8 protein-coding genes and 1 pseudogene are annotated in these 9,984 nt (G+C 65.8%); 6 read left to right on the forward strand and 3 right to left on the reverse strand.

Translation table 11 applies throughout. The features are described from left to right. Nucleotides 1–29 precede the first annotated feature (29 nt). Nucleotides 30–770 carry a response regulator gene (locus ASD71_RS01970; RefSeq protein ID WP_056559178.1) on the forward strand — a complete coding sequence of 247 codons (741 nt, stop codon included), beginning with the start codon at nucleotides 30–32 and terminating at the stop codon, nucleotides 768–770. Continuing rightward, nucleotides 767–2,092 (forward strand): HAMP domain-containing sensor histidine kinase, encoded by a 1,326-nt coding sequence (locus tag ASD71_RS01975; RefSeq protein ID WP_056559181.1) that lies wholly within the window; start codon nucleotides 767–769, stop codon nucleotides 2,090–2,092. The genes ASD71_RS01970 and ASD71_RS01975 overlap by 4 nt, the downstream gene beginning before the upstream one ends. 9 nt (nucleotides 2,093–2,101) lie before the next feature. Here the strand turns inward: ASD71_RS01975 and ASD71_RS01980 are convergent, their stop codons facing one another. Continuing rightward, nucleotides 2,102–2,848: a 5'-methylthioadenosine/adenosylhomocysteine nucleosidase gene (locus tag ASD71_RS01980; RefSeq protein ID WP_056559184.1), complete on the reverse strand. Its 747-nt coding sequence runs from the start codon at nucleotides 2,846–2,848 to the stop codon at nucleotides 2,102–2,104. A 261-nt stretch (nucleotides 2,849–3,109) separates the two neighbouring features. Here ASD71_RS01980 and ASD71_RS01985 point away from each other — a divergent pair, with 261 nt between their 5' ends. Then, nucleotides 3,110–3,535 carry an organic hydroperoxide resistance protein gene (locus tag ASD71_RS01985; protein ID WP_056559187.1) on the forward strand — a complete coding sequence of 142 codons (426 nt, stop codon included), beginning with the start codon at nucleotides 3,110–3,112 and terminating at the stop codon, nucleotides 3,533–3,535. Between the two features lie 338 nt (nucleotides 3,536–3,873). Continuing rightward, nucleotides 3,874–4,911, forward strand: a complete 1,038-nt coding sequence (locus ASD71_RS01990; protein ID WP_056559189.1) for a DUF2235 domain-containing protein — start codon at nucleotides 3,874–3,876, stop codon at nucleotides 4,909–4,911. 25 nt (nucleotides 4,912–4,936) lie between these two features. Here the strand turns inward: ASD71_RS01990 and ASD71_RS27405 are convergent. Both ASD71_RS27405 and ASD71_RS01995 read right to left on the reverse strand, forming a co-directional pair. Beyond that, nucleotides 4,937–5,185 (reverse strand): annotated as a pseudogene (locus ASD71_RS27405) (helix-turn-helix domain-containing protein); the annotation flags it as partial. A gap of 96 nt (nucleotides 5,186–5,281) precedes the next feature. Next, nucleotides 5,282–6,136: an IclR family transcriptional regulator gene (locus tag ASD71_RS01995; RefSeq protein WP_056559192.1), complete on the reverse strand. Its 855-nt coding sequence runs from the start codon at nucleotides 6,134–6,136 to the stop codon at nucleotides 5,282–5,284. Between the two features lie 161 nt (nucleotides 6,137–6,297). Between ASD71_RS01995 and ASD71_RS02000 the strand changes: the two genes are divergently transcribed. Both ASD71_RS02000 and ASD71_RS02005 read left to right on the forward strand, forming a co-directional pair. After that, a complete protein-coding gene (locus tag ASD71_RS02000; RefSeq protein WP_056559195.1) occupies nucleotides 6,298–7,287 on the forward strand; it encodes a tripartite tricarboxylate transporter substrate binding protein in 990 nt (329 codons plus the stop codon). A gap of 152 nt (nucleotides 7,288–7,439) precedes the next feature. After that, nucleotides 7,440–9,791, forward strand: a complete 2,352-nt coding sequence (locus ASD71_RS02005; RefSeq protein WP_056559198.1) for a cytochrome P450/oxidoreductase — start codon at nucleotides 7,440–7,442, stop codon at nucleotides 9,789–9,791. Nucleotides 9,792–9,984 lie beyond the last annotated feature (193 nt).

The following is a 9,984-nucleotide window of genomic DNA, read 5'->3' on the forward strand; positions in this document are numbered from 1 at the left end:
GCCATCACCCACCAAGAAGGCACCCGCAGATGGACCACATAGACCACGTCATGATCGTGGACGACGATCGGGAGATTCGCGAACTGGCCGGCGGCTTCCTGCGCAAGAACGGCCTGACCGTCACGCTGGCGGCCGACGGGCGGCAGATGCGGTCGCTGCTTGAGAATATGACGGTCGACCTGATCGTGCTGGACATCATGATGCCCGGCGACGACGGCCTGGTGCTGTGCCGCGAACTGCGCAGCGGCAAGCACCGGCGCATCCCGATCCTGATGCTGACCGCGCGCAGCGACGACATGGACCGCGTGCTGGGCCTGGAGATGGGCGCGGACGACTACCTGGTCAAGCCGTTCGTGGCGCGCGAGCTGCTGGCGCGCATCAAGGCCATCCTGCGCCGCACGCGCATGCTGCCGCCCAACTTTCAAGTCACCGAGCCGGGCCGCGAGATCGCCTTCGGCAACTGGCGGCTGGACACCACGGCGCGCCACCTGCTGGACGCCGAGGGGACCATCGTCGCGCTCAGCGGCGCGGAGTACCGGCTGCTGCGCGTCTTTCTGGACCACCCGCAGCGCGTGCTGAACCGCGACCAGCTGTTGAACCTGACGCAGGGCCGCGACGCCGACTTCTTCGGGCGTTCGATCGACCTCCTGGTCAGCCGCCTGCGCCAGCGTCTGCGCGAAGACGCGCGCGAACCCATGTACATCAAGACCGTGCGCAGCGAAGGCTATGTGTTTTCCGCCGCGGTCGACGTCTCGGAAGGCGGACAGTGACCACCGCCGCGCCCCGCCGCCCCGCCTGGCCCCGCACGCTGGTCGCGCGGCTGTTCCTGATCTTCGTGGCGGGATTGATCCTGGCGTACGGTCTGTCGTTCGCGTCGCTGTTCTACGAACGCTACAGCGCCACCCGCAACATGATGCTGGGCGACCTGGAACGCGACGTCGCCATCGCCATGGACATCCTGGACCGTCTGCCCGCCGACGAGCGCGCCGCCTGGCTGCCGCGCCTGTCCAGCAACAACCGCCAGTATCTGCTGGGCGACGGCAAGGCCGACCAGCCGCTTTCCTTAGATGCCGCGCGCACCGCCGCGCAGTCGATCGAGGCCGCGCTGGGCCCGGAGCGTCCCGTCACGGTGCGCGCCATGGCGGACGATCCGCGCCACATTCAGGCGCGCGTCGTGCTGTCCGACGGCCAGCCCGCGATCCTGGATATCGAACTATTGCGGATGCGGCCGGCGCCGTGGCTGTTTGGCGTGCTGGGCGTGCAACTGCTGCTGCTGGCCGGCTGCGCCTGGATGGCGGTGCGCCTGGCCGTGCGCCCACTGACCCGCCTGGCCCGCGCGGCCGAGGAACTGGATCCCGATCACAAGAGCCCCTTGCTCGACGAGGCGGGCCCCGCCGAAGTCTCGCACGCCGCCGTCGCCTTCAACGCCATGCAGGACCGCATCGCCGCGCATCTAGCCGAGCGCATGCAGATGCTGGGCGCCATCTCCCACGACCTGCAGACCCCCATTACCCGCATGAAGCTGCGCACGGAGTTCATGGATGCGTCTACCGACCGCGACAAGCTGGCACAGGACTTGAACGAAGTGGAGCGGCTGGTGCGCGAAGGCATCGACTACGCCCGCAGCGCGCACGGCAAGACCGAGCAGCCGGCGCGCATCGACCTGAATGCCTTTCTGGATAGCCTGGTGTGCGACTACCAGGACACGGGCAAGGATGTGTCCCTGTCGGGCGATACGGTGCCGCCGCTGTTGACGCGTCCTCATGCATTGCGGCGCATCCTGGGCAATCTCATCGACAACGCGCTGAAATTCGCGGGCGCCGCCGAGGTGCGCGTGGCGGCACTGCATGATTCGACGTTGTCCATCCACGTGCTGGATCGCGGGCCGGGCATCCCGGACGCCGAACTGGACGCCGTGCTGCAACCGTTTTACCGGCTGGAAAGCTCCCGCAACCGGGACACGGGCGGGACGGGCCTGGGCCTGGCGATCGCGCATCAGCTCGCTGAGGCGCTGGGCGGCAGGCTGATCCTGTGCAACCGCGAGGGCGGCGGCCTGTCGGCGGAGGTCAGGATCGCGCCGCTCGCCACGTAGTTTCAAACGTCAGGCGTCGCGCAGCGCGCCCGACTGCAGCAGCGGCTTCAGAATGCCGGCAGAGTACAGCCGCGCCAGGTTCACGAGGAAGTCCGTGAAATCCGTCTTGGCCGCGTGATCGGCGCTGTCGGAAATCACGCGCATCACGGCAAACGGCACGCCGAACTCGTGGCACACCTGCGCCATCGCCGCGCCTTCCATTTCCAGGCACAGCGCATCGGGCAGGCGATTTCGCAGCTCGTGCGCCAGATCGTTGTCGTTGACGAAGATGTCGCCGGTCGCGATCAGGCCATGATGGACCCGCGGCTGCGCGGCCGCGCCCGGCAAACCGCCCTTGGCCGCGAAGACACGCGCGCTATCCAGCAGCAATGCGCTCAGCGCGGCATCGGCGTCGAAGCGCTCGCGACCCAGCAAGGGAATTTCGTGCCGCCCGAACAGGGGCCGCGCGTCCATGTCGTGCTGCATCAGGGCATCGGCCACGACCACGTCGCCCACGCGCACCTGCGGATGCAGCCCGCCCGCCAGGCCCGTGAACAGCACGCGCGACACGCCGAATTCCTGGATGACGATGGACGCCGTGGCGGCCGCGGCCACCTTGCCGATACGGCTGAGCGCAATGACGCAGGGCGTGCCCCACAGCGTGCCCACCTGAAAATCGCGCATGGCGATGCGGCGCGTCTCCGCGCCGGGTTCCATGGCCGCCAGCAGGTCGGCAATTTCTTCGTGCAGCGCGCCCAGAATGGCGAGACGTCCCATGTGTGTGCTTTCCGTGGTTGTTGCTTGATCGTTGCTTGATCGTTGCTTGACGCAGCCCGTGCCGCCAGCGCGCAACATACTCCAATGCCGCCGCGCCCGCCAACGGCGGCGGTTTGTATCGCAGCGTATCTGGGCGGGCTCTGGATACGCGGTGATGCCATCCCGCCCCGGCGCCGACACATGACCGATACAGCCGCTTGATGCAATGCAGGCTCTCAACCCCCGGCACGGCCACGCCGCGCCAACCATCCTGGAGTCATCATGGCCAAGCAACTCGAGCAGGTCCTCTACACCGCCCACACCCACACCACCGCCGGCCGCGAAGGCGCGGGCCGCAGCAGCGACGGCGCGCTGGACGTCACGCTCAGCACGCCCGGATCCGGCAAGCCCGGCACCAATCCCGAACAGCTTTTTGGCGTGGGCTACTCGGCCTGCTTCATGGGCGCGATCAAGCGCGCCGGCGCCACCCACGGCATCACCGTGCCGCGCGACATCGCCATCGACGCCAGCGTGTCGCTGGGCAAGGTCGACAACGGCGCCAACTTCGCGCTGGGCGTCACGCTGGCCGTCTCGCTGCCGGGATTGACCGGCGAGCAGAAGCAGTTGCTGGTTGAATCGGCGCACCAACTGTGCCCGTACTCGCGCGCGATTCGCGACAACATCGATGTGCAGTTTCAGATTGTTTGACGCGGGTTTGAGCGTCTTGGGAGGCGGCCTGCGGGCCGCCTTTTTCTTGCGTCGGGCGGATACTTTTAGGCGCTGCATGGATACCATCCGTGGGCGTGTTGGTTTGCTACTGATTCCGTAGTAAGGGCGTACTCCAGAAATTGGGGCACGGGCCGTTTCGCCTTCAACGCACTTCTTTGACATCACAGAGCTAGGCAAAAAGGCGGTGTACGGATTTGCAGCAGGGAAACCCCGCGCCCTGACGAAATGCCCGCCCGTGCTAGCTTGCCTCACGCAGGCGTTGTGCCAGCCGGCAGCATGGGTATCGCAAGCCTTTATCTGTGTGTGGGGAGACGATCATGGTGAAGAACCTCGCCGTATTCTTCGACGGCACGTGGAACGAACCCAACGACCGCACCAACGTCTACGAGCTCTTCAAAGCCGCGCCCGAGACCAGCACCCAGGAAACGATCTACATCGAAGGCGTCGGCACGCAAGGCCAGGGCCTGTGGTCGGCCATCGACAAATTCATGGGCGGCGCGTTCGGCGCGGGCCTGTCGGCCAACATCCGCGAAGGCTACCGCTGGCTAAGCCAGCGCCACCAGCCCGGCGACCGCATCTTCCTCTTCGGCTTCAGCCGCGGCGCCTACTCCGCCCGCAGTCTGGCGGGCATGGTGCGCAAATGCGGTCTGCTCAACGAGGCCACCGAAGACCACGTCTCCGAGGCCTACGCGCTGTACCGCGACGACTGCGAACCCTCCTCGCCCGAGGCCGCCTCGTTCCGCGAACGGTTCTCCCGCGAAACCGACCTGCACTTCGTCGGCGTCTGGGACACCGTCGGCAGCCTGGGCATCCCCGTCGGCGGCGTATCCTTCCCCGGCTTCTCCAGCTTCTACAACTTCCACGACACGGAACTGAGCAACCACGTCCTGAACGCCTACCACGCCATCGCCACCAACGAATACCGCGAGCCCTACTTCCCGACCCTATGGACCCGCCGCGCGGGTTCGCCGCCACGGCCGGCGCACCTCCCCGTCGAGCAACGCTGGTTCATCGGCGCGCACTCCGATGTGGGTGGCGGATATCAGGATGGGAGCTTGCAGACGCTGCCGGCGTCGTGGCTGCAGGAAAAGGCAAGACAGGCGGGGCTGGAGACGGGGACGGTGCAGCGGATCTCGACCGATTACGAGCAATGTGAACCGCATGATTCGTACAAGGAGTTCGCGGAGAAGGTGCCGATTCCGGTGAAGAAGCGTCCGAGATTGTGGGACCGTGACACCGTGCTGAATCTGACGATCGATGATCGGCTGGTCCGGCGGTTCGAGCGCAATCAGGCGTTTCTAAAGGAGTATCCGGATTTCCGGGATGCGTTGGGGAAGTTGGAGGTGGGGAAGTAGATTCACTCGCCAAGACCATATTCACCAAACTGTCCAGTTTGAATAGTTGGATCCTGCCGCGCAGCAGATCGGCAATGCGACGCTGTGTCACGCCGAACAGCTGCGCAGCCTGCACCTGAGTGATTTCGGACTGCTTCACGCGATTTGTCAGCACCATCATCAAGGCAGAGCGCAACTTCATGCTTTCCGCTTCCATCGGCGTGTTCTCGATGGCGTCCCACACGCTTGAAAACAACAGGCGCTGCGCACCGGCAACACTTGATTCGTCGGACATGTAATCACTCTATTGACTGAAAAGTGAAAAATGTCGCCGGGCTCAACTTTAGTGTCGATGGGATTTGGTCTGAATCAGCGACCGTTCTGCGCAGGATCACCCCGCCACGTACCCCAACGCCACACTGGCTGCCAGCGCCTCGCGCTTTACCGCTGCCACCACCGCCCCACCCTCGGACACATCAAATCCGCCCGTCGCGCCCAGCGCGGTCAACACCGCGCAGACGCGTCCGGTGTGGTCATACAGCGGCGCCGACACGGCGCTGATGCCGCGCAGATTGGTGTCTTTCACCGTGGCGCACCCCGCCGCCCGTACATCGCGCCGCAAGACGCCGATGGGGTCGTCCCGATCCAGCAGCGCGCGCTGCTCGGCCGGTGCGCTGGCCAATTCGGCTTCCGCCAGCGCCCGCACCGGCGCCTCGTCCAGCAAACCCAGAAAAGCCCGACCCGTGGCGGACCACAGCATCGACAGCACCGAGCCGACGCGCACGTTCACGGTGACGGGCAAACCAGGCTCCTCGAAGCGCACGATGGTCGGGCCCTTGTTGCCCATGACGGCGATGAAGCACGTGACGGCCAGGCTTTCGCGCAGGCGCACGAGCGCGGGTTCGCCGATGCGTAGGGGGTCGGCCTGGCGCATGGCGGCCACGCCGACGTAAAGCGCTTCGAGGCCCAAGTGGTACTGCTGCGTCGCCACTTCCTGGTCGACCAGTCCTTCCGCGATGAGACTCATGAGGTAGCGGTGCACCTTGGCGGGGCTTTCGCCCACGTGGGCCGCCAAGGCCGTGAGGCTGGCGCGGCCGCCCAAGCGGGCCAACCCTTTCAGGACCGACATGCCGGTTTCCGCGGCCTGAACCCGCTGCCGGCGTTCGCGCGGCCGGACGGCCGGGGCTTCGGCGGATTCAAGATCAGACGCGAGGTCGGATTCGGGCGGCAAAGCGGCTTTGCTCATGGGGGAATACAACTCCGAGGGCAGGCGCTCGCCGGCAAACGAGGGACCGAAAGCCTGGAGCGGCACTAAGGTTAACCCTTCTTCAAAAATTACGCATTGCGTATATGCTTTACGCAAATAAGGAATGCACTTTTGACATTCCACAACGAGGAGACTTGTCCATGCGCAGTGTTAAACACCACATCCTGGCCGGCCTGATGGCCCTGCCCCTCTTGGCTTGTGCCAGCGCGTCCGCGCAGCAGGCGGCTGCCGATTACCCGTCCAAGCCCGTGCGCTGGATCGTGCCGTATGCCGCCGGCGGCGGGTCGGACTTCCTGGCGCGCAGCATCGGGCAAGGCTTGACCGGACGCCTGGGCCAGCCGGTGGTGATCGAGAACAAGCCGGGCGGCAACACGGCAATTGCGGCGTCGGAAACGGCGCGCGCCCCAGCCGACGGCTACACCATGTTGTCCGCCGACAACGGCACGCTGGTGTTCAACCCCGCCCTGTACAAGAAGCTGTCGTATGACCCGGCGAAGGATCTGGCGCCGGTCACGCTGATGGGACGGTTCCCGATGATCCTGGTGGTCGGCCCGGCCATGAAGGTCAACTCGGCCAAGGAGTTTCTGGCCGAAGCCAAGGGACGCAAGGAAGGCCTGGATTACGCCTCGGCCGGCGCCGGCAGCCCGCACCACCTGGCGATGGAATTGCTGAAGGTCGAGGCGGGCCTGACGATGACCCACGTGCCGTATCGCGGCGCCTCGCCAGCCCTGGCGGATGTCGCCGGCGGTCAGGTGCCCGCGATGATGGTGGACCTGGCCGCGGGCGCCGGTTTCATCAACGGCGGCAAGGTCAAGGCGCTGGCGGTCGCCAATCCGACGCGTCTGCCGCAATTGCCCGACGTGCCGACGTTCGCCGAGATCGGCCTGAAGAACGTGGAAGCCGCCGCGCAGGTCGGCGTGGTGGTGTCGGCCGCCACCCCCAAGCCGGTGATCGACGCCCTGAACAAGCAGGTGGTCGCGACCATCAATGACCCGGCCACGCGCCAGCGGCTGGTCGAGTTCGGCATCGAGCCTATCGGCAACACGCCCGCGCAGTACGCCGAGATGCTGACGGCCGAACGTGCCCGCTGGCAGAAGCTGATCAAGGATCTGGGCATCACGCTGGATTGAGCATTACGCGGCGATGAGCGTCATGCCGGCCTAGGCATCACGCTCGACCGCATCACGTTGAACCCAGCACCACCGGCCCGCCGCATGCATATGCCGCAAGCATGTGCCGCACTCAGCGGCGGGCCCGCAAGACGAACACACGGAACGACCTCATGAACCAAGCACCCGCCACCCCGCGCCCCTCGGGCTGTCCCATCGATCACGCCGCGTTGGCTGCGGCGCAGAGCCCGACGGGCTGTCCGATCAGCGCGCGCGCCGCCGAGTTCGACCCCTTTGGGGACGGCTATCAGCAGGACCCGCCGGAATACGTGCGCTGGGCGCGCGACCAGGAGCCGGTGTTCTATAGCCCGCAACTAGGCTATTGGGTCGTGACGCGCTACGACGACATCAAGGCCATCTTCCGCGACAACATCACGTTCAGCCCGTCGATCGCGCTGGAGAAGATCACGCCGACGGGGCCGGAGGCCAACGCGGTGCTGGCGTCGTATGGGTATGCGATGAACCGCACGCTGGTGAACGAGGACGAGCCCGCGCACATGCCGCGGCGCCGCGTGTTGATGGATCCGTTCACGCCCGAGGAATTGAAGCACCACGAACCGATGGTGCGCCGCCTGACGCGCGAGTATGTGGACCGCTTCATCGACGACGGCCGTGCCGACCTCGTCGATCAGATGCTGTGGGAAGTGCCGCTGACCGTGGCGCTGCATTTTTTGGGCGTCCCGGAAGAAGACATGGATCTGCTGCGGCAGTATTCCATCGCGCACACGGTGAACACCTGGGGCCGCCCGAAGCCGGAGGAACAGGTTGCCGTTGCGCATGCAGTCGGCAATTTCTGGCAGTTGGCCGGGAAGATCCTGGACAAGATGCGGCAGGATCCGTCCGGCCCGGGCTGGATGCAATACGGCTTGCGTAAACAGCAGACGCATCCGGACGTGGTGACCGATTCGTACCTGCATTCGATGATGATGGCCGGCATCGTGGCGGCGCACGAGACCACGGCCAACGCGTCGGCCAACGCGATCAAGCTGCTGCTGCAGCATCCGCAGGCCTGGCGCGAGATCTGCGAGGATCCGAACCTGATTCCCAATGCGGTCGAGGAATGCCTGCGCCACAACGGCTCGGTCGCGGCCTGGCGGCGGCTGGCCACGCGCGACGTGGAGATCGCGGGCGTCGCCATTCCCGCCGGATCGAAACTGCTGATCGTGACGTCGTCGGCCAATCATGACGAGCGCCAGTTCGGTGATGCCGATCTGTTTGATATCCGCCGCGAAAACGCGAGCGATCAGCTCACCTTTGGTTATGGCTCGCACCAGTGCATGGGCAAGAACCTGGCGCGCATGGAGATGCAGATCTTCCTGGAAGAGCTGACCCGCCGCCTGCCGCATTTGAAGCTGTCCGAGCAGGCCTTCACCTATGTGCCCAACACGTCATTCCGCGGGCCGGAACATCTGTGGGTGGAATGGGATCCGGCGCAGAACCCGGAGCGCGCGAACCCGTCGCTGCTGGAAAGCGGGCATCCGGTGCGCATCGGCGAACCGTCTTCGCACGCCATCACCCGCCCGGTCGTGGTGCAAAGCGCGGAAGCGGCGGCCGACGGCATTCTGCGGCTGCGCCTGGTGTCACCGGACGGCAAGCCCCTGCCCCGCTGGTCGCCCGGATCGCATATCGATGTGGAATGCGGCGATACCGGTCTGTCGCGTCAGTACTCGCTGTGCGGTGACCCGGCCGAGACCGGCGTGTTTGAAATTGCCGTGCTGCGCGAGGCGGATGGCCGCGGCGGGTCGGCATGGATGCACGCGAACGCCACGCCCGGTGCGCGCCTGCGTATTCGTGGTCCGCGCAATCACTTCCGGATGGACGAGTCGGCTTCGAAGCTCATCCTGATTGCGGGCGGCATCGGCATCACGCCGATCAGCGCCATGGCGCGGCGTGCGCGGGAGCTGGGGCTGGATTATGAATTGCATTACAGCGGGCGCTCGCGCGGTTGCATGGCGATGGCGGACGAACTGGCGGCGCTGCACGGCGACCGGCTGCATCTGCACGTCAAGGACGAAGGCAGCCGCGCCGATTATGCGGCCCTGCTTGCCGAACCGCGCGCGGGCGCACAGGTATATGCGTGCGGTCCGCAGGGGCTGCTGGATGCGCTGGCCGGCTGCTGCGCGGCTTGGCCGGAGGATGCGCTGCGGGTGGAGCACTTCCATTCCACACTTGGGACGTTGGATCCGTCGAAGGAACAGGCGTTTGAAGTTGTGCTCAAGGATTCGGGCATCGTCATCACCGTGCCTGCGGACCAGACGCTGCTGACGGCATTGCGTGGCGCCAATATTGATGTGCAGAGCGATTGCGAGGAAGGGTTGTGCGGCTCGTGCGAAGTGCGCGTTCTGGAAGGCGACATCGACCACCGCGACGTGGTGCTGACTCGGGCGGAACGCGAGGCGAATAACAAGATGATGGCGTGCTGCTCGCGGTCTTGCGGGGGGAAGAAGGTGGTGTTGGAGCTGTAGGCGGCTGGGGTGGGCTGATGGCGGTGTCAGACACCCGGGTGAGGTCATGCTGGGCTTGCCGAAGTGGTGCAAGGGTGTCAGACACCTGGAGACTGACTAAATGAGGTGTCTGACACCCTGGTGAGACGCTGCCGGGCTTGCCGCAGTGGTGCAAGGGTGTCAGACACCTGGCAACGCGCGCACCCGCCGCAAA

It is taken from the genome of Achromobacter sp. Root565, from assembly GCF_001427425.1.
Classification (GTDB): domain Bacteria; phylum Pseudomonadota; class Gammaproteobacteria; order Burkholderiales; family Burkholderiaceae_B; genus Achromobacter; species Achromobacter spanius_D.

Bases quoted from the DNA above. Each gene is read 5' to 3' on its own strand.
- ASD71_RS01970 (WP_056559178.1), top strand. From the start codon at position 30: ATGGACCACATAGACCACGTCATGATCGTGGACGACGATCGGGAGATT.
- ASD71_RS01980 (WP_056559184.1), bottom strand. From the start codon at position 2,848: ATGGGACGTCTCGCCATTCTGGGCGCGCTGCACGAAGAAATTGCCGAC.
- ASD71_RS01985 (WP_056559187.1), top strand. From the start codon at position 3,110: ATGGCCAAGCAACTCGAGCAGGTCCTCTACACCGCCCACACCCACACC.
- ASD71_RS01990 (WP_056559189.1), top strand. From the start codon at position 3,874: ATGGTGAAGAACCTCGCCGTATTCTTCGACGGCACGTGGAACGAACCC.
- ASD71_RS01995 (WP_056559192.1), bottom strand. From the start codon at position 6,136: ATGAGCAAAGCCGCTTTGCCGCCCGAATCCGACCTCGCGTCTGATCTT.
- ASD71_RS02000 (WP_056559195.1), top strand. From the start codon at position 6,298: ATGCGCAGTGTTAAACACCACATCCTGGCCGGCCTGATGGCCCTGCCC.
- ASD71_RS02005 (WP_056559198.1), top strand. From the start codon at position 7,440: ATGAACCAAGCACCCGCCACCCCGCGCCCCTCGGGCTGTCCCATCGAT.